The sequence below is a fragment of the Sphingomonas sp. MM-1 genome (assembly GCF_000347675.2).
Lineage (GTDB): Bacteria > Pseudomonadota > Alphaproteobacteria > Sphingomonadales > Sphingomonadaceae > Sphingomonas_E > Sphingomonas_E fennica.
The window spans coordinates 3,254,362-3,273,078 of sequence record NC_020561.1 but is presented as its reverse complement, the minus strand read 5'-3'; the positions used below and the strand labels follow the sequence as shown (position 1 = coordinate 3,273,078).

At 69.1% G+C, this 18,717-nt stretch carries 21 protein-coding genes; 6 read left to right on the top strand and 15 right to left on the bottom strand.

Translation table 11 applies throughout. From position 1 onward, the window contains the following. The first annotated feature begins 137 nt into the window (after positions 1-137). Both G432_RS15685 and G432_RS15680 read left to right on the top strand, forming a co-directional pair. The gene (locus G432_RS15685) at positions 138-773 is read left to right on the top strand and encodes a TetR/AcrR family transcriptional regulator (RefSeq protein WP_015459796.1); all 636 of its coding nucleotides are present in this window, start codon (positions 138-140) and stop codon (positions 771-773) included. Then, positions 773-1,222, top strand: coding sequence for a 3'-5' exoribonuclease (locus G432_RS15680; RefSeq protein ID WP_015459795.1), 450 nt, complete (start codon positions 773-775; stop codon positions 1,220-1,222). The genes G432_RS15685 and G432_RS15680 overlap by 1 nt, the downstream gene beginning before the upstream one ends. An 89-nt stretch (positions 1,223-1,311) precedes the next feature. On the opposite strand, the gene G432_RS15675 is transcribed toward G432_RS15680, so the two are convergent. Next, entirely contained in the window at positions 1,312-1,587 is a 276-nt protein-coding gene (locus G432_RS15675; RefSeq protein WP_015459794.1) for an HU family DNA-binding protein, read from the bottom strand. Positions 1,588-1,786: 199 nt separating this feature from the next. Between G432_RS15675 and G432_RS15670 the strand changes: the two genes are divergently transcribed. The 3 genes from G432_RS15670 to G432_RS15660 all read left to right on the top strand — a co-directional run bounded on the left by G432_RS15670 (position 1,787) and on the right by G432_RS15660 (position 5,299). Further along, positions 1,787-3,349: a peptide ABC transporter substrate-binding protein gene (locus G432_RS15670; RefSeq protein WP_015459793.1), complete on the top strand. Its 1,563-nt coding sequence runs from the start codon at positions 1,787-1,789 to the stop codon at positions 3,347-3,349. Further along, a complete protein-coding gene (locus G432_RS15665; RefSeq protein WP_015459792.1) occupies positions 3,346-4,809 on the top strand; it encodes an ABC transporter substrate-binding protein in 1,464 nt (487 codons plus the stop codon). Before G432_RS15670 ends, G432_RS15665 begins: the two co-directional genes overlap by 4 nt. Before the next feature lie 61 nt (positions 4,810-4,870). Continuing rightward, positions 4,871-5,299 (top strand): DUF4112 domain-containing protein, encoded by a 429-nt coding sequence (locus G432_RS15660; RefSeq protein ID WP_015459791.1) that lies wholly within the window; start codon positions 4,871-4,873, stop codon positions 5,297-5,299. Between the two features lie 124 nt (positions 5,300-5,423). Here the strand turns inward: G432_RS15660 and G432_RS15655 are convergent, their stop codons facing one another. The 14 genes from G432_RS15655 to G432_RS15590 all read right to left on the bottom strand — a co-directional run bounded on the left by G432_RS15655 (position 5,424) and on the right by G432_RS15590 (position 17,571). Next, positions 5,424-6,152: a ribonuclease T2 family protein gene (locus G432_RS15655; RefSeq protein ID WP_236626797.1), complete on the bottom strand. Its 729-nt coding sequence runs from the start codon at positions 6,150-6,152 to the stop codon at positions 5,424-5,426. 26 nt (positions 6,153-6,178) lie between these two features. Then, positions 6,179-7,024, bottom strand: coding sequence for a carboxylating nicotinate-nucleotide diphosphorylase (nadC, locus tag G432_RS15650; protein ID WP_015459789.1), 846 nt, complete (start codon positions 7,022-7,024; stop codon positions 6,179-6,181). A 127-nt stretch (positions 7,025-7,151) separates the two neighbouring features. Continuing rightward, the gene (gene nadA / locus G432_RS15645) at positions 7,152-8,150 is read right to left on the bottom strand and encodes a quinolinate synthase NadA (RefSeq protein WP_015459788.1); all 999 of its coding nucleotides are present in this window, start codon (positions 8,148-8,150) and stop codon (positions 7,152-7,154) included. Continuing rightward, entirely contained in the window at positions 8,147-8,869 is a 723-nt protein-coding gene (locus G432_RS15640; protein WP_015459787.1) for a DUF4230 domain-containing protein, read from the bottom strand. Before G432_RS15640 ends, nadA begins: the two co-directional genes overlap by 4 nt. Continuing rightward, positions 8,866-9,735, bottom strand: a complete 870-nt coding sequence (locus tag G432_RS15635) for an MBL fold metallo-hydrolase (protein WP_015459786.1) — start codon at positions 9,733-9,735, stop codon at positions 8,866-8,868. Before G432_RS15635 ends, G432_RS15640 begins: the two co-directional genes overlap by 4 nt. A 143-nt stretch (positions 9,736-9,878) precedes the next feature. Continuing rightward, the gene (locus G432_RS15630; RefSeq protein WP_015459785.1) at positions 9,879-10,754 is read right to left on the bottom strand and encodes a helix-turn-helix domain-containing protein; all 876 of its coding nucleotides are present in this window, start codon (positions 10,752-10,754) and stop codon (positions 9,879-9,881) included. 108 nt (positions 10,755-10,862) lie between these two features. Beyond that, complete coding sequence (grxD, locus tag G432_RS15625; RefSeq protein ID WP_015459784.1) at positions 10,863-11,195, bottom strand: Grx4 family monothiol glutaredoxin; 333 nt, start codon at positions 11,193-11,195, stop codon at positions 10,863-10,865. A gap of 1 nt (position 11,196) precedes the next feature. Next, a complete protein-coding gene (locus tag G432_RS15620; RefSeq protein ID WP_015459783.1) occupies positions 11,197-11,439 on the bottom strand; it encodes a BolA family protein in 243 nt (80 codons plus the stop codon). A gap of 5 nt (positions 11,440-11,444) precedes the next feature. Continuing rightward, positions 11,445-11,768: a DUF1476 domain-containing protein gene (locus tag G432_RS15615; RefSeq protein WP_015459782.1), complete on the bottom strand. Its 324-nt coding sequence runs from the start codon at positions 11,766-11,768 to the stop codon at positions 11,445-11,447. Between the two features lie 86 nt (positions 11,769-11,854). Next, positions 11,855-13,348 (bottom strand): Asp-tRNA(Asn)/Glu-tRNA(Gln) amidotransferase subunit GatB, encoded by a 1,494-nt coding sequence (gene gatB, locus G432_RS15610; protein ID WP_015459781.1) that lies wholly within the window; start codon positions 13,346-13,348, stop codon positions 11,855-11,857. Positions 13,349-13,465: 117 nt separating this feature from the next. Further along, positions 13,466-14,947 carry an Asp-tRNA(Asn)/Glu-tRNA(Gln) amidotransferase subunit GatA gene (gatA, locus tag G432_RS15605; protein ID WP_015459780.1) on the bottom strand — a complete coding sequence of 494 codons (1,482 nt, stop codon included), beginning with the start codon at positions 14,945-14,947 and terminating at the stop codon, positions 13,466-13,468. Beyond that, the gene (gene gatC / locus G432_RS15600) at positions 14,947-15,234 is read right to left on the bottom strand and encodes an Asp-tRNA(Asn)/Glu-tRNA(Gln) amidotransferase subunit GatC (RefSeq protein ID WP_015459779.1); all 288 of its coding nucleotides are present in this window, start codon (positions 15,232-15,234) and stop codon (positions 14,947-14,949) included. Before gatC ends, gatA begins: the two co-directional genes overlap by 1 nt. Positions 15,235-15,367: 133 nt before the next feature. Continuing rightward, complete coding sequence (locus G432_RS15595; RefSeq protein ID WP_236626796.1) at positions 15,368-17,137, bottom strand: DUF4153 domain-containing protein; 1,770 nt, start codon at positions 17,135-17,137, stop codon at positions 15,368-15,370. A 122-nt stretch (positions 17,138-17,259) separates the two neighbouring features. Further along, positions 17,260-17,571 (bottom strand): hypothetical protein, encoded by a 312-nt coding sequence (locus tag G432_RS15590; protein ID WP_015459777.1) that lies wholly within the window; start codon positions 17,569-17,571, stop codon positions 17,260-17,262. A gap of 254 nt (positions 17,572-17,825) precedes the next feature. Between G432_RS15590 and G432_RS15585 the strand changes: the two genes are divergently transcribed. Next, positions 17,826-18,677, top strand: coding sequence for a class I SAM-dependent methyltransferase (locus G432_RS15585; RefSeq protein WP_015459776.1), 852 nt, complete (start codon positions 17,826-17,828; stop codon positions 18,675-18,677). Positions 18,678-18,717: the final 40 nt, after the last annotated feature.

Genomic DNA, 18,717 nt, shown 5'->3' with positions numbered 1-18,717 from the left:
ATGCGCCGGCTTTTCTACCTACACGTAGGTAGAATTGAAAGCCCCCAGAGGCGCTGAATGACGATCGCGTTACGGCCATCCTTCTTTCGGGCGGCCGCCATTGCGCCGGGCCGGGCACGGGGCCTAAAGGCGGGAACATGAAATCGATCAGGGAACCGGTCCGGCAGGCGCGCGGGGATGCCACCCGGCAATCGATCCTCGATGCGGCCGAGGTCGTCTTCGCCGAACAGGGCTATGCCGCCGCCCGGCTGGAGGATGTGGCGCTGGCCGTCGGCATCAGGCGCCCGTCGATCGTCTATCATTTCCCCGGCAAGCAGGAGCTTTATGACGCGGTGGAGGCGGATATCTTCGCCTCGATGCACGCTTATGTCGTCGCCCACACCGCCGGCGTCACCGATCCGATGACGCGGCTGCTCGCGCTTCTCGATGCCTGGCTGGATTTCATGGTCGCGCGGCCCACCGCCGCCCGGATCATCCAGCGCCTGATCGCCGATGTCGGCCCGCGCGCCGGCAACCCGATCGAATTTTCCGAAACGGCGCTGCGCGATATCGAGGCGATCGTCGCCGCGGGCGTCGAGGCCGGCCATTTCCGTCCTGTCCCAGCGATGATGATCCTGAACGGCGTCGCCGCCGGCGCGATCTTCTATGTCTGCAACGCCCGGTTGCTGGGCGAAGGCCGCACCTATGATCCAGCCGATCCGGCGGAGCTTGCCCGCTTCCGCGCGCTAATCCACACCCTCGCCCGTGCCGCCGTCACCAGCGGGGCGGGCTGATGCGCTATTTCCTCGATACCGAATTCAACGGCTTCGGCGGCGCGCTGATCAGCATCGGCCTCGTCCCCGAATATGGCGACCAGGAATATTATGCCGTCCTGCCGCTGCCGGAGGAGGTGCATCCCTGGGTGGCCCGCAACGTCGTGCCCTATCTGGACAGCGTGCCGCAGGCGCTTGCCAACCATGTCGACGCGGCCACCGCCGCGCACGAGGTCGCGGCCTTCCTGGCGGGCGATCGCGATCCGCTGATCGTCGCCGACTGGCCGGAGGATATCGCGCTCTTCTGCCGCCTGCTGCTCACCGGCCCGGCGGAGATCGTCGATGTCGGCAGCCTCGGCTTCGAATTCCGCCGCAGTCCCGGCTTTTCGACCGCGATGAACAGCCGCGTGCCGCACAATGCGCTGCATGATGCCCGCGCGCTCAGGGATTTCGTGCTCGGCCACGAATAAGCCGGCCCGTCCTCCCGGATAAAAAGGCCACGATAAAAAAGGGGCGCCCCGATCGGGACGCCCCTTTCTGCTTCAGCCGTTAAGGCCGCTCAGGCGTTCAGCGCGTCGCGCAGCGCCTTCGCCGGCTGGAAGCCCAGCTTCTTCGAAGCGGCGATCTTCATCGTCTCGCCGGTGCGCGGGTTGCGGCCTTCGCGCTCCGGACGGGCCTGAACCTTGAACTTGCCGAAGCCCGGCAGCGACACTTCCTCGCCGGCGACAGCCGCATCGGTGATCGCCTGCAGGACCTGATCGACGATCGCCTTGGCCTGCGCCTTGGTCAGGCCCTGGGTCTTGGCGATGCCGTCGGCGAGATCGGTGCTGTTCATGATGTTCCTTTCTGCTGAATCCTGTCGCTCCGCTGCCCGAGTTTTTCGTGGATGTCATCCCCCCAAGTGCTGAATTTTCGCGGTTACGGGGCACTTTGGCCCACTCTTGATGGCAATGGTCGCGTTAACCTTCATTTTCGGGGGGCGGATGGCCTTCATGAAGGCGCGCGATTGGGCTAGTCCGGATGGGGTGACGGGATTGTCTGATCGGTGCGGCCGGCTGGCCTGGAGGTTCGCGGCCGTGGCGCTGCTGGCCCTGCCGCTGGCCTGCGGATCCCCGCGCAAGGCGGGCACGCCGCCCCCGGCCGACACCATCGTCCGCCTTTCCGATACCGAGGCGAAAAGCGTCGATCCGCACAAGGCGTCCGAACTGTCCTCGGTCCGCGTCGCCGCCGATCTGTTCGAAGGGCTCACCCGATTCGATGCCGCGGGCCAGCCCGAACCCGGCCTCGCCACCGGCTGGACGACATCGGCGGACGGCCTGGTCTGGCGCTTCCCGCTGCGCCCCGGCCTGCGTTTCTCCGACGGGGAGCCGATCACGCCCGCCACCTTCGCGGCCGTCCACGCCCGCCTCGTCGATCCGCGCACGGCATCGCCCAACGCCCCGCTCTTCGCCGCCATCGCCGATGTCGCGGGCGAAGGGCGCACGGTCGTCATCCGCCTGCGCCACCCGTTCGCCGCGCTGCCCGCCCTGCTCGCCCATCCCGCCATGGCGGCGCTGCCCGTGCATCGCATCGCGGCGCTGGGCGATGGCTGGACGGCGGAACGGCCGCTCGTCACCTCCGGCGCCTATCGGATGACGGCGTGGACGCTCAACGATGCGATGCGGCTGGAAGCCAATCCCGCCTGGCATGATGCCCCGCCACCGATCCGCGCGGTCGAATGGCGCCCCGTGCCCGATCGGCTCACCGCGCTCCGCATGTTCCGGGCCGGCGCGGCCGATACCACCGCCGATTTCCCCTCCACCCGGCTGGACTGGATTCGCCGCGAGCTGCCGGGCGCCGCCCATGTCGCCCCCTATAACGGCAGCTATTATTTCGCCTTCAACCTCCGCCACCCGCCCTTCGACGACATCCGCGTCCGCCGCGCGCTCAACCTCGCGGTCGATCGCCGCTGGATCGCCGGCCCCCTGATGGCGATCGGCACGCCGCCGGCCTGGGGCGTCGTGCCCGCCGGGATCGATGGCCTGCCCGCTTATCATCCGGCCTGGGCGGACTGGCCGAAGGAACGGCGCCTGGCCGCCGCGGCCGCGCTTCTGGCCGAAGCCGGCTATGGCCCGCGCCGCCCGCTGGTCTTCGACATCCGCTTCAACAGCGATGCCGATCATCGCCGCGTCGCCATCGCGCTCGCCGCGATGTGGCGCCCGCTGGGGGTGGAGGCGCGGCTGCTCAACAGCGAGGCGACGCTCCATTTCTCGGCGATGCGGCGCGGCGATTTCACCCTCGCCCGCTCGGGCTGGATCGCCGATCTCGCCGCGCCCGAGAATTTTCTGGCCGTCCATCGATCCGATGCCGGGCCGATCAACTATTCCGGCTATGCCAATCCGCGCTACGATGCCGCTTATGACGCCGCCATCGCCGAACCCGATCCCGCCCGCCGCGCCCGCGCGATGCGGGCGGCCGAGGCCGTGTTGATGGCGGACGCGCCGGTGCTGCCGATCTATTTCTATGTCAGCCGCGCGCTGGTGGCGCCGCGCGTCACCGGCTGGCGGGACAATCCGGCCAATGTGCATCCCACCCGCACGCTGGGGCTGAAGCGATGACGGCGCGCCTGCTTCCCGCCATCCTGCTTTTCGCGCTCGCGGCCTGTTCCGGCCGGGGGGGCGATGACGGCCCGATCGACGTCAGCGTCATCGGCGCGGAACCCGTGATCGTCGATCCCAACCAGAAGCCGCTTGCCGATGCCGATGCCGTGCTGGTCGGCGCAACGGCGCAGGGCCTGATCCGCTTCGACGGCACCGGCCAGATCGAGCCCGCCGCCGCGATCCGCTGGGACGTTTCGGACGACGGCCTCTATTACACCTTCCGCATCGACGATGCCGCCGGGATCAAGGCCGAGGACGTCGCCCGCCGCCTGCGCGTCGCCATCGCCCGGCCCAGCCGCAACCCGCTGAAGCCCGTGCTGGGCGCGATCGACGAGGTCGTCGCCGTCACGCCGGAAGTCGTCGAGATTCGCCTGGCCGCGCCGCGCCCAACCCTGCTCCAGCTCCTCGCCCAGCCGGAAATGGGGCTGATCCTGTCGCGGTCGCGCGGCGGCAGCGGCCCGCTTGCGATCGACGGGCGCGGCGCGGGCATGATCCTCCTCCGCCCCGCCGGGGCCGAGCAGGCCGGGGAGGAAGACGAGGAGGACGCCGCCGCCGATCGCGAGCGCATCCGGCTGCGCGGCGAACGCGCGGCGCTCGCGGTCGCCCGTTTCCAGGCGGGCGGCGCCCAGCTCGTCCTCGGCGGCCGCTATCAGGACCTCGCCGTCGCCCGCGCCGCCGGCCTTCCCGCCAATATCCTGCGCTTCGATCCCGTCGCCGGCCTGTTCGGATTTCAGATCGTCGAGGCCAGGGGCTTCCTCGCCACGCCGGAAATGCGCCGTGCGCTGTCGATGGCGGTCGACCGCGACCGGCTGGTCAACGCCTTCGCGGTCAAGGGCTGGCGCAGCGCGCTGACCCTGGTGCCGGGCGGCATCGCCGATCTTCCCGCCCCCACCGCGCCGGGCTGGGCGGATATACCGCTCGCCGGACGCCGCATCCTCGCCGCCGGCGCGGTCGGCGCCTGGCGCCAGCAGAATGGCGGCGCCGCCCCCCGCGTCCGCGTCGCCTTGCCGCCGGGACCGGGCTCGCGCCTGCTCTTCTCGCTGATCCGCGCCGACTGGCGAGCGATCGGGGTGGAGGCGGAGATGGTCGGCATGAAGGACGATGCCGATCTCCGGCTGGTGGACAGGGTGGCGCCCGCCGACAGCGGCTCCTGGTATCTGCGCGAATTTGCCTGCGATCGCGCGGCGCTCTGCAGCGAGGAGGCGGACCGGCTGATGGATGCCGCGCGCAAGGTGCCGGCGCTGGCCGAGCGCAACCTGACGCTGGCGGATGCCGATGCGCGGCTGGCGCGGGTGGTGCCGTTCATCCCGCTGGCCATGCCGCTGCGCTGGTCGCTGGTGGCGCCCGCGCTCGTCCAGTTCCAGGAAAATGCGCGCGGGGTCCATCCGCTCAACCATCTCCGCCCGGATCGCCGCTGAAAGGCTACCGGGATGGAATCCCGGCTCCGCCCCCCCTACATGCGTGGGACAGGAGAATTTGATGGCCGTATCCCCGCCCCGTTTCGATGATGTCGCCGCGCTTGCCGGCATGGGCCGCGATCCCGCATCCGTGCGCGCGCGGATCGAGGCGATGGAGGCGCTGCTGGAACGGATCATCGTCATCCCCGGCGTCCGCCAGCCGGTGGGCCTCGATTTCATCGTCGGCCTCGTTCCGGTGGTGGGCGATGTCATCACCGCGATGATGGGCGCGTGGATCGTATGGGAAGCGCGCAACCTCGGCATGTCGAAGTTCCAGCTCGCGCGGATGGCCGCCAATGTCGGCGTGGATACGCTGCTGGGCGCGGTGCCGATGGTCGGCGATGCGTTCGACTTCTTCTATCGTTCCAACAGCCGCAACCTGAAGATCATCAAGCGCCACCTCGAAAAGCATCATCCGGGCACCGTCACGATCGATATGCCCCGGCGCTGACCCGGCCATGGCGGATCGCCCCCACAGCGCCCCGCCGGACGCTGGACGGAAATCTACCGCCGCACCGATGACGGCTGGCGGATGCTGTCGGTAAGCGGCGGGCCGGACGGGGAGCGCTGAAAGCCTATCTGCGGCCGCCCCGCCAGATCCTGACGGTTTCCTTCGGCTTGGCCCCCTGCTCGGACGCGCGGCACCTCTTGGGCTTCAGGCCCATGTCCAGGCACAGCCGCACCTCGTCCAGCCAGCCGCCGCGCGTGGTGGCGATCCGCCACATCGATGCGTCGGTGCCGCGATTGGCGGCTGCCAGCGCCTCGGCCAGCTTGCGGGCGTTGAGCCCCGGCTGCCGCGAAAGCGCCGCCATGTCGGGGAAGCGCAGCTTGCCGTAGAGGCCGGTCGAGGTGCGGAAATAGGCTTCCGGCGGCATGTTCATGCAGGTGCCGTGCTTGGCATATTCGTGCTGGAGCAGCTGCACGGAGGGCGTGGCGCACAGATTGGCGCGGATCACCTTTTCGGGCAGCAGCGCCGCCGGCCGGCAATATTGCGGCCATTGCTCGCCCCGCCCGTCCGGCCAAAGCCCGTGGAGGGTGAAGCCGAAGCGGTCGCCCCCGTCGCCGCACTGGAATCGATCGGCCGGGCTGTTCGTCCGCGTGCGGCAATATTGGGGGGACCAGCTCATCGCCAGCGTATAGCCGCCGGTCGGTATGTCCCGCCTCGGCTGGCCGGCATCCGGCCCGTCGATCGCGGGGCGCGGCAGCACCGCCGGCACCCGGCAATCGCGCGCCTGCGCCTGCGCCGCCGGCGGCACCGCCAGCATCGCCATTCCCAGCATTCCGCCTGCCGCCAAGCGCCGCATCGCCATCCCCCGCCTGCCGCCGCCGGTCAGGCGGCCTTGAAATCCAGCCCGATATCGGCGGCCGGCGCCGACTGGGTCAACCGCCCGACGGAAATATAGGTCACGCCCGTCTCGGCGATGGCGCGGATCGTCTCCAGCCGCACCCCGCCCGATGCCTCGGTCGGCACGCGCCCGCCCACCAGCGTCACCGCGCCGCGCAGGGTCGCCGGGTCCATATTGTCGAGCAGCAGATGGGTGGCCCCGGCGGCGATCGCCGGCTCGATCTGGTCGATCCGGTCCACCTCCACGATGATCGATGCGATGCCCGCCGCCCTGGCGCGCCGAACCGCCTCGCCCACGCCGCCCGCCACCGCGACATGATTGTCCTTGATCATCGCCGCATCCCACAGGCCCATGCGGTGGTTGGTCGCCCCGCCCATCCGCGTCGCATATTTCTCCAGCACGCGCAGGCCGGGGATGGTCTTGCGGGTATCGAGCAGCGTCGCGCCCGTGCCGGCGATGCGATCCACATAGGTCCGCGTCAGCGTGGCGATGCCGGTCAGATGCTGCGCGGTGTTGAGCGCCGATCGCTCCGCCGTCAGCAGCGCCCGCGCCCGGCCCTTCAGCCGCATCAGATCGGTGCCCGCCGCGACCTTGGCGCCCTCCTCCACCAGCGTCTCGATCTCCACCTCGGGATCCAGCGCGCGGAAGAAGGCCTCGGCCAGCGGCAGCCCCGCCACGGCGATCGCATCGCGGCTCGCCATCACGCCCGCGAACATCGCATCGGCGGGGATGACGGCGGCGGAGGTGATGTCCCCCGCCTCCCCCAGATCCTCGGCCAGCGTGGACCGCACGAAGGCGTCGAGATCGAAATCGGGCAGGGTGAAGGGCATTTCGAAACCTCATTCCCCCTTCCCTTTCAAGGGCGGGGGCCAGGGGGTGAGTGAGCTTGCGGAAAGGCGGCGGGCATCGAGCAGCGTCGCCCGCCCCCCGGCCCCTCCCTTGAAAGGGAGAGGGGCGTCAGTCTCCTGTCACGCGCAGGCCAAGGTCGCCCAGCCCCACCGTGCCGCTGGCCATGGCCAGCATCCGGTCGAGCGGCCGCTTGGCGGCGATGCGGGTCGCCTCGTCCAGCTCGATGCGCGGCTCCATGTCGCGCAGGGCGATATAGAGCTTCTCCATGGTGTTGAGCGCCATGTAGGGGCACATGTTGCAGTTGCAGTTGCCGTCCGCGCCCGGCGCGCCGATGAACTTCTTGTGCGGCGCCGCTTTCTCCATCTGGTGGATGATATGCGGCTCGGTGGCGACGATGATCGTCTCGGCCGGGTTCGCCAGCGCGAATTCCAGGATCGCGCGGGTCGATCCCACCTCGTCGGCATGATCCAGGATATAGGCCGGGCATTCCGGGTGCGCCGCGACCGGCGCGTCGGGATATTGCGCCTTCAGCTTCAGAAGCTCGGTCTCGCTGAACGCCTCGTGGACGATGCAGGCGCCCGGCCACAGCAGCATGTCGCGCCCGGTCTTGCGGTTGAAATAGGCGCCCAGATTCTTGTCGGGCGCGAAGATGATCTTCTGGTCCATCGGCAGCTGCGACAGGATCTTTTCCGCCGAGGAACTGGTGACGATGATGTCCGAATGCGCCTTCACCGCCGCCGAGCAGTTGATGTAGGTGATGGCGATATGATCGGGGTGCGCCGCGCGGAACCTGGCGAACTGTTCCGGCGGGCAGCTATCCTCCAGCGAGCAGCCGGCATCCATATCCGGCAGGATCACCGTCTTTTCCGGGCTCAATATCTTGGCGACCTCGGCCATGAAGCGCACGCCGCAGAAGGCGATCACATCGGCGCTGGTGTCCGCCGCCTTGCGGCTCAGGTCCAGGCTGTCGCCCACGAAATCGGCCAGGTCCTGAATATCGGGCGTCTGGTAATAATGGGCCAGGATCACGGCGTTGCGCTCCTTGCGCAGCCGTTCGATCTCCGCGCGCAGGTCCAGCCCGGCGAGGCTCAGATTGGGGGCATTCATGGTCTCGTTCCTCTTTGCGGACGCGCGTTCTGATTGTCGTTCAAACCGTATATCTCTTCCAGCGATCGCGATCCGTCCATCCTCTCGCCATCGCTCGCGGCCGGCTCGTCGGCGAAACGCACCGTCACCGCGGGGTCCAGCCCGGCGGCGGCCAGCGGCATGGCGAAGCTGCGCTCCACCGCGCGGCGCCCGGCATCGCGCGCCAGCCGCATCGGCAGCGCGCCCTTCGCCTGGCGCAGCAGCTCGGCCTGCGCCGCCTTGCGGTTGGCGGCATCCAGCGCCGTCCCGGCATCGCTCAGCGCCATCAGCACGCCGCCGCCATCATATTCCCGGATCGCGGCCATATCCACCTCCGGCCCCGCCACGGCGGGCGGCGGCAGCGTGACGGTCAGCCGCCGCGTCGCCGCGTTCCAGCGCACGTCCCTGGGGCTCAGCGCCCCCAGATCGATCTCGTAGCGGACATTGCCCGGCATGATCAGCGTCTTGCGCGCGGAAAGGCCGAAGCGGCTCTGGGTGGACGTCACCACCGCCACATAGCGCGCGGCGAACACCACCAGCCGGTTCTGCTCGCGCATCGATTCCAGGCTGGCGCTGGCGATGGATACCGGATCGGGGTTGAAGGCGCCGGCGATGCGCCTCGCGCCGAACCAGCCGGCGGCAGCCGCCACGATCGCCACCGCGGCCACCGCGGCGATCCATCTGATCGTGCGGCCGGTCACGCCGCGCGCGCCCAGCTTTCCTCGCCCGTGCGCACCACCACGCCCCGCCGCTCCAGATCGATCAGATGGGCCAGCACCGATCGGCCGGCCGCCTGCACCAGCCGGGGATCGAGCCCGACATACATTTTCTCCACCATCGCCGGCACCGGCTTCTCGCCCTCGCCCAGCAGGCGCAATATCTGCCCTTCGCGCTGCTTGCGATGCCCCATCAGGCTGCGCACGAAGCGCTGGGGCCGTTCCACCGGATCGCCATGGGCGGGGTAATAGATGGCGTCGTCCCGGCCCATCAGCTTTTCCAGGCTCGCCATATAATCGGCCATGTCGCCGTCCGGCGGGGAAATGACGGTGGTGGACCAGCCCATCACATGATCGCCGGTGAACAGCGCGTTCGCCTCCGGCAGCGCCAGGCAGAGATGGTTGGAGGTATGGCCCGGCGTCGCCACCCCCTCCAGCGTCCAGCCGGGGCCGGAAAGCGCCTCGCCGTCCGCCAATATCCGGTCGGGCGCGTAGGTGCGGTCGAACGCGGCGTCGGCGCGCGGGCCGCTGTCGTCCAGCACCAGCGGCGCGCAGCCAACGATCCCGGCGCCCGTCAGCGCCTTCAACGGGGCGGCCGCCGGGCTGTGATCGTTATGGGTATGGGTGCAGACGATGTAGCGGATCGTCTCGCCCGCCGTCGCCGTCAGGATCGCGGCGATATGATCGGCGATGTCGGGGCCGGGATCGATCACCGCCACCTCGCCGTGCCCGACGATATAGGTCTGGGTGCCGTGATAGGAGAAAGCGGACGGATTCGGCGCCAGCACGCGCCGCACCAGCGGATGCAGGTCCTGCGCCACACCGGGATTCTGATCGTCCATGCCGGCCATGTGGCATCGCGCGGCGCGGATTTGAAGTCCCATCGCAAGAAGTGTCGGGATATCTTACGAATCGCTCCTTGGTTGAGGGATCGTCAACCATCGTGTGGCAGGGGAAAATCGGGAAATTCCCTTCTGGCACGCATCTTGCTGGATTATCCGCGTTCCAATTGTTCCCGCATGATGAAGCGGCGGGGGCTGCGCTGGTGTTCCGGTCTCACGCTGCCCCCGCCCTTCACCGCCGGATCGGCGCCGGGCATGGTGCCGCCCAGCGCAAGGGCCGTGGCCGCATCCCCCGGCAGGAACGCATCCACCACGATTTCCGCCAGCGTCACGTCGATCGGCGCGCTGAAGGTGGTCGTCGTGCCGATCAGCGAAAGGCGCCCGCCATCGCCATCGATCACCAAGGGCACCGCCACGGCCGCCGCGATCGGCCGCCTGCCCGGCGCGGGCGCCGGATAGGCATGGCATTCGGCCAGCAGGTCGATCAGCACGGGATCGTCGGTGGCGTCGATCTGCAATTCCACCCGGCGGCAGACATGCGCCTTCCATTCCGCCAGGTTCACGATCCGCGGCGCCATGCCGGCGGGGTGCAGATAGAGCCGCAGGAGGTTCACCGGCGGCGCCAGCAGTTCCGGCGAAACGCCCGCCATCAGCATTTCGAAACCGGGATTGGCGCGCAATAGCGTCCAGTGCCGGTCGACCGCGAAGGCGGGAAAGGGATCGACGCAGAGCAGCAGCCGCTCGATGCCCTTATGGGCCGGGGCCAGGGCCGGATCGTCCAGCGCATGTTCGGGAAAGATCGGGGCGAAGCCGGCGGCCGCCAGCAGCGCGTTGCATTCGCGGGGCAGCAGCCGCAGCCGCTGGGCCAGCCGCAGCACCAGCCGGCGGCTGGGCCGGGCGCGGCCGGTTTCCACGAAGCTCAGGTGGCGCGGCGATACGCCGACATCCTGGGCCAGGTCCCCCTGGCTCATCCGCCGATGGCCGCGCCAGTCGCGCAGCAGGTCTCCGAATGCGGGCTGTGTCGCCATGGCCTCACGCTAGTCACGCTTGGCCCCCCCGGCGATGGTTCAAAAGGTCAGTTGGCCATGCCCGTTGGGCAAGGGCGACGCCCCCACGCCGCCGCCATGCCCGCTTGTTCAGGCCGCGCGGGCGATGCCCTTCTGGTCCAGCAGGTCGGCCAGCTCGCCGGCCTCGTACATTTCCATCATGATGTCCGAACCGCCGATGAACTCGCCCTTCACGTAAAGCTGGGGGATGGTCGGCCAGTCGGAAAATTCCTTGATGCCCTGGCGGATGCCCTGGTCCTGCAGCACGTCCACCGTGGCATATTCCACGCCCAGATGGTCGAGGATCGCCACCGCCCGGCTGGAAAAGCCGCATTGCGGGAAAAGCGGCGTGCCCTTCATGAAAAGCAGAACGTCGGCGGAATTTACAGCATCCGCGATGCGGGCCTGCACGTCGTCACTCATCTCACACTCCTCGGTCGGGCGTGGCGGTGGTGAGCTGCAGCGCGTGGAGCACGCCGCCCATCCGTCCGCCCAGCGCGTCATAGACGCGCCGATGCTGCTGCGGGCGGGGCAGGCCGCGGAAGCTCTCGCTCACCACCCGCGCCGCATAATGATCGCCATCGCCGGCGAGATCGGTGATCTCGACATGCGCATCCGGGATTGCCGCCCGGATCATCGCCTCGATCTCTTCCGCCGCCATCGGCATGGCCGTTACTGCGCTTCCATGAGCTGGCGGCGCGCTTCGATCGTCTTGGCCTCCAGCGCGGTGCGGATGCGCGCCTCGTCGGTGTCCACGCCGGCCGAAACCAGATCGCCCAGCAGCTTGCGGACGACGTCCTCGTCACCGGCTTCCTCGAAATCGGCCTGCACCACCGCCTTGGCATAGGCGTCGGTCTCTTCGGGCGTCAGGCCCATCTGCTCGGCCGCCCAGGTGGCGACCAGCCGGTTGCGCCGCGCGGTCACGCGGAAGGCCATTTCCTCGTCGCGGGCGAACTTGGCTTCGAAAGCCCGTTCACGGTCGTCGAAAGTCGTCATGCCCCATCCCTTGGCTGGCGTTGTCGCTAGTGCAGATAGGCAGGCCCCGCCCCCGGCGCAACGGCGGCGGCGGGACCTGCGGTCATTCAGTTGTCGAGCGCGGCCTTCAGCCGTTCGTTGACGACGCCCGGATTGCCCTTGCCGGCCATCGCCTTCATCGTCTGGCCGACGAAGAAGCCGAACAATTTATCCTTGCCGCCGCGATACTCCGCCACCTTGTCGGCATTGGCGGCCAGCACGTCCGCGATCACCGCGTCGATCGCGCCGGTGTCGGTCGTCTGCTTCAGGCCCCGCTCCTCGACGATCTTCGCCGGATCGTCGCCGGTTTCCAGCATGATCTCGAACACCTGCTTGGCGAGGCTGCCCGAAAGCGTGCCATCGGCCACCAGCCCCAGCAGCTGCCCGCCCTGCGCGGGCGAGACGGGGCTGTCGGTGATGTCCTTGCCCAGCCGGTTAAGCGCGCCGAACAGGTCCGAAATCAGCCAGTTGGACGCGGCCTTGGCCACATCCGCCTCGGGCTTGCCCTGCACCCTGGCCGTCTCCGCCAGCAGCGCCTCGAACCAGCGCGCCGTCTCCACGTCCGCCGTCAGCACGCCGGCGGCATAGGGGGTCAGCCCCAGCGGCCCTTCATAGCGCGCGCGCTTGGCGTCGGGCAGCTCGGGCAGGCTCGCGCGGCATTCGGCCAGGAAGGCGTCGTCCAGCTCCAGCGGCAGCAGATCGGGATCGGGGAAGTAACGGTAATCATGCGCATCCTCCTTGGACCGCATCGACCGCGTCACCCCCTTGTCGGGATCGAACAGGCGGGTTTCCTGCACCACCGTGCCGCCGCTCTCGATCAGGTCGACCTGGCGGTTCGCCTCATGCTCGATCGCCGCCATCACGAAGCGCACGGAATTGACGTTCTTGGTCTCGGTGCGCGTGCCGAACGGATCGCCCGGCTTGCGGACGGAGACGTTCACGTCCGCGCGCATCGATCCTTCTTCCATATTGCCGTCGCACGAGCCGACATAGCGCAGGATCGCGCGCAGCTTGCGCAGATAGGCGCCCGCTTCCGCCGGAGACCGCATGTCCGGCCGGCTGACGATCTCCATCAGCGCCACGCCGGACCGGTTGAGATCGATGTAGGAGCGCGTCGGATGCTGGTCGTGCATCAGCTTGCCGGCATCCTGCTCAACATGGATGCGCTCGATGCCGATGGTCTTGGCCTGGCCTTCCTCGGGCTCGATGCTGATCGTGCCCTCGCCCACCAGCGGGTGGTAAAGCTGGCTGATCTGGTAGCCCTGCGGCAGATCCGCGTAGAAATAATTCTTCCGGTCGAAGCGGGACCATTTGTTGATCTGCGCGTCGATCGCCATGCCGGTGCGCACCGCCTGGCGGATGCACTCCCTGTTCGGCACCGGCAGCATGCCCGGCATCGCCGCGTCGACCAGCGACACGTTCGCATTGGGCTCCGCACCGAACCGGGTGGACGCGCCGGAGAAAAGCTTGGCGTTGGACGTGATCTGGGCGTGGACCTCGAGGCCGATCACGACCTCCCACTCGCCCGTCGCGCCCTGGATGCGGTAGGTGCTCTCAGTCATTGTTTCTTCCGTTCAGGGCGGCTGCCCTGCCTGTCTTTGCGCAATCTTCTATGGGATAGGGCGTCGGCCAGCAGTTGAACGAGTGTTCCTACCGCCTGGGCCAACGCCTCGCCCATATTACCACCACTTCTCCGCGCGTGCGTTGAAGCCGGCGCGCTGCTCGATCGCCAGGCCCGCATTCAATACGCCCTGCTCGTCGAGCGGCTTGCCGATGATCTGCAGGCCCAGCGGCAGGCCCTGCGCGTCCAGCCCCGCCGGCACCGACATCGCCGGCAGGCCGGCGAGCGAGGCCGGCACCGTGAACACGTCGTTCAGATACATGGCCAGCGGATCGGCCGATTTCTCGCCCAGCGCGAAGGCGGCGGACGGCGCGGTCGGCGTCAGCAGCACGTCGCACTGCTGGAAGGCCTGCTCGAAATCGCGGGCGATCAGCGCGCGCACCTTCTGCGCCTTGGTGTAATAAGCGTCGTAGAAGCCGGCCGACAGCACATAGGTGCCGATCAGGATGCGCCGCTTCACCTCGGGGCCGAAGCCGGCCGCGCGGGTCGCCGCATACATTTCCTGAAGATTGGCGTGGTCGGGCAGCTCGCGCTCGCCGTAACGCACGCCGTCATAACGGGCGAGGTTGGACGAGGCTTCGGCCGGCGCGATGATGTAATAGGTCGGCAGCGCATAGCGCGTGTGCGGCAGCGAAACCTCGACGATCTCGGCGCCCGCATCCCTGACCCAGGCGATGCCCTGCTGCCAGAGCGCCTCGATCTCGGGCGGCATGCCTTCCACCCGATATTCCTTCGGGATGCCCACCTTCTTGCCGCGCAGGTCGGCGGAAAGCCCCGCCTCCCACTGCGGCACCGGCAGGTCGAGCGAGGTCGAATCCTTGGGATCGAAGCCGGACATCGCCTCCAGCAGGATCGCGCAGTCGCGCACGTCGCGCGCCATCGGCCCCGCCTGGTCGAGCGAGGAAGCGAACGCCACCACGCCCCAGCGCGAGCAGCGGCCATAAGTGGGCTTGATGCCGGAAATGCCGGTGAAGGCGGCCGGCTGGCGGATCGATCCGCCGGTATCCGTGCCCGTCGCCCCCGGCGCCATCCGCGCGGCGACCGCGGCGGAAGACCCGCCCGAGGAGCCGCCCGGCGCCAGCGCCGCATTGCCGCCGTCCTTGCGGCGCCACGGGCTGATGACGTTGCCGTAATAGCTGGTCTCGTTGGACGATCCCATGGCGAACTGGTCGAGGTTCAGCTTGCCCAGCATGCCGGCGCCCGCGCCGAACAGCTTGGCCGTGATCGTCGACTCATAGGTCGGCACGAAGCCTTCCAGGATATGGCTGGCCGCCGTCGTCTGGTATCCGGCGGTGCAGAACAGGTCCTTGATGCCCAGCGGCACGCCCGAAAGCGGGCGGAACTCGGCCGAAGCGCGGCCGCGATCGGCCTCGTCGGCGGCCGCCAGCGCATGTTCCGGCGTTTCGACCAGGAAGGCGTTCAACGGCTTGCCGGCGGCCACGGCGGCATTGAACGCCTCGGCCACCTCGCGCGCGGAAAAATCGCCCTTGCGGAATCCGTCGCGGATGCCGGCGACGGTCAGGTCCGTGAGATTGCTCACTATTCGATCACCTTCGGCACCGCGAAGAAGCCATGTTCGGCCTGCGGCGCATTCTTGAGAATCTGGTCGCGGATATTGCCGTCGGTGACGACATCGTCGCGCAGGCGCAGATGGTTGGGGATAACGGCGGCCAGCGGGGCGACACCATCGGTATCGACCTCGCCAAGCTGCTCGATCCAGCCCAGGATGTTGTTGAGCTCGGGCACCATCGCGTCGACCTCGGTATCGGACACGGCGATCCGGGCGAGGCTCGCGATCTTGCGGACGGTTGTGGCATCGACAGACATGTCCGCGCGGCTAGCAGCCACGGGGGTCCGCTTCAAGCGAAGAGCGACGCCGGCGGGAGATCACGGCCTTTACCCCGTCAATCCCGCGCCGCCCGGAGGTGACGGTTCTATGTCCCGGCCGCCACCGCTCCGCTCATTCAAACACCGTCCCCACGGGCCGCCCGCCCACGAACACCTGCCGCCGCGTCACTTGCCGCACCTCGATCTCGCCGCGCTCCGCCGCCGCCCGTTCGGCCGCCGCCTGGGCCTTCCTCGCCTCGGCCGGCGGAGGCGGCACCGGCCACCGTTCGGCGGCCGCCTCCCATTTCCCATCGGCACCGCGAACGAAATAGGCCGCGTCGATCGCGCACGCTTCGCATCCGGCCCTCCACGAAAGCACCACGGCCTCGCCGCTCCCGTCGACATGGCGGACGATGCAGCGCCCCCGATCGTCGTTCCGGCCGCAACCGCCGCCCTCGCGCAGGATCGCATCCACCAGCGCGTCGGGCAGCGGCGCCTTCTCCGGCAGCACCGTCACCCGCCCGGCAAAGGCGGCCTTGGCATCCACGTCGCGCGTCCGCTGCGCCAGCGCCCAGCGATCCTTCTCATCGAGCGTGCGGGCCGCCGCCGTGCGGATCGCGGGCGTGCCCGATTTCGCCAGCCGCTCCACCGCCGCCTTGCCGGCCGGGCCGAAATCATAGCGCAGCGCCGCCCAGTCGAACCGTTCGGGGCTCACCCTGCCGGCCTCCAGCCGCGCCACCTGGCTCCGCGCCGAAAGGGCGCCGAAGCTGACGATCGGCGTGGAAAGCAGCAGCATCACCGCGCACAGGCCGATGGCGAGCGCGATATTGGCCGGCCGCGCGGGCGTGGCCCATGCCAGCCGCCGCCGCGCCAGCGCCACCCAATAAGCCAGCCCCACCGCGCAGGCGAAGGCGATGAAGGTCAGCGCCCACAGCCGCGCCGGGGTCAGCCCATATTGACCGACGCGAAGCCCGGTCGAAACCGTCGCGATCGCCGCCAGCGGCAGGATCGCGAAGGCCAGCGCCAGCGCCCCCCAGCGCAGCGGCCGGCTGCGCGCCTCGTCCTCCGGGCTGTCGCCGATCACCGCATTGGCCAGGATCAGCGCGCCCGCGCAGGCGGAAAGCAGGATCGGCGTCGTATCCCGCGTCGCCGCCCATAGCGGCTCCAGCCCGGTGAACAAGGTGGCGATCAGGAAGATCAGCAGCCCCGCGCCCAGCACCGGCGCCAGCACCGAAAGCACCAGCATCGCCACCCGCTGCAGCATGGCGACCACGCGGTCATGATCGCGCAGCAGGCCGATCGCCGCGCCCATCGCCGCCCCGCTCATCATCCAGCCGAACCAGTCCTTGCGCAGCAGCTCCTGCAGCAGATCGATGCCGATCAGGTTGAACAGCGACGCCAGCAGCCAGGCGAGCAGCCACACCACGCCCACGAAGACCAGCGCCAGCAGCACCAGCACCACATTGGTCCAGCCATGATCGTGCACCGCCGGATAAGGCAGCGCCCGCAGGCCGCGTCCCTTCCCGGCCTCCAGCGCGCCGTCGCGGATCGTCTGGAACAGCGGCCCGGCGATCCCCACCGCCAGCACCGCGCAGAACAGCCGCCAGCCGTCATCGGCCTCCCAGCGGCCCGGCCCGCCATTCCAGTAGATCACGGCCGCGATCACCAGCCCGGCGACAAGCGCGAAGGCCGCGCTCCAGCCGATCCGCACCCGTTCCAGCACCACGGCGAAGGAAAGCCCGGCCACGCCCAGGAAGGTGGCGGCGGCAAGGCGCAGGGGATCGTCGGTCATCCCGTATCCGCCGGCCTTGTCGGTCAGCAGGTGGATGCCAAGCCCGATCGCGGCCCCCAGCAACGCCAGCCCCCAGGCCCGCGCCGGCCAATCCGCCTTCGTTTCCCCCACGTCCACCGATCCCCCCTCCCGATCGCCGAATATCGGGCCAGCCTATCGCGATCCGGGGGAAAAGCCGGCATGGAAAATCCGGGGCGGCGATCGGCCGCAGCCGCGAAGCCGGCGCCGGCCAGTCAGGCAGCCTCGGCCATCTCCACCGCCGGGGCATCGTTGATGGCGGCCGGCGCGGCGGTCTCCAGGGCCATCGCCTTATCCACGCCCGCATCCGCCGCCGCCCGCCGCGCCGGGTAGATCAGGCGCGACAGCAGCACCAGCACGCCCAGCGCCAGATAGGCGCCGATCGCGATCTTCGGGTTCCACAGCACCAGCGATCCCAGCGCGATGCGCAAGACGATCGGGTTGAAGCCCAGATCCTCGCCCAGCGCCTCGCAGATGCCCAGCATGGTATCGGGGCGGCGAAAGAGGGAGGGCTGGTCGGCTTGCATCGGTCGTTCCTTCGATAGGGGCGGGATGGCCCGCATTCATGCCGGAGACTTTGCAGGCGGCGTGCCAAACGTGCCGAGGCCGCGATTTTCGGGCGTTTTCGCACGGAAATATTCCAACGCAGCCGCCTGGGAACCGGCGTTTCCGCCAGATATTGGCAAATTCCACCAAAGGCCGTGGCGGCGGCTATCAATAGGTGCCACTTGCCCGCCCGCCGCGAACGGCTGCACAGAAGCCGGCGAGGAGGAAGGTGGCGATGACGGTGACGATCGGCCCGGAAAGCACGGCGGTGCGCACGGCCCTGTGGCGGGCGATGCACGTGCGGATCGATGCGCCGCCTTATGTGCTCGAAGATGAGATCGGCTTCGCGCTGGTGGCGCCCGATCCCGGCTGGCGCGATCGGCCGGACATGGACCCCGCCTTCACCGCCCCTTTCCGCGCCTCGATGGTGGCCCGCGCCCGCTTTGTCGAGGATCTGGTCCTCGAACGGTCGGCACATGGCGTCGGGCAATATGTGATCCTGGGCGCGGGGCTGGACAGCTTCGCCCAGCGCCGGCCCGATATCGGGGTGCACATGCAGTTGTTCGAGGTCGATCGGCCGGGCCCGCAGGCCTGGAAGCGCCAGCGGCTCGAGGCGCTCGGCCTTGGCGTGCCGCCATGGCTGCACCTCGTCCCCGTGGATTTCGAAGCGGGGCAGAACTGGTGGCAGGCCCTTGCCGACAACGGATTCGACGCCGCCCGCCCGGCAATCGTCGCCTCCACCGGGGTCAGCATGTATCTCACCCGCGATGCGATCGCCGCGACGCTCCGCCAGGTCGCCGCCCTCGCGCCGGGAACGACCCTGGCGATGACGTTCATGCAGCCGCTGGACCTGATGCCGGCCGATCTGCGGCCCGACCTCGAACGGGCGATGAACGGCGCGGCGGCCAGCGGCACGCCCTTTATCAGCCTGTTCGCCCCGGCGGAGATGACGGCGCTCGCCCGCGAAGCCGGCTTCCGCAATGTCCGGCACGTCGCGCCCGCCGATCTGGACCGGCTTTATTTCGCCGATCGCGCCGATGGCCTGCGGCTGACGAGCGGGGAGGAGTTTCTCGTCGCCTCCACCTGATCTCCCATGCCGCACCCCGTCCGCCCGGCCGGCCCTTCCC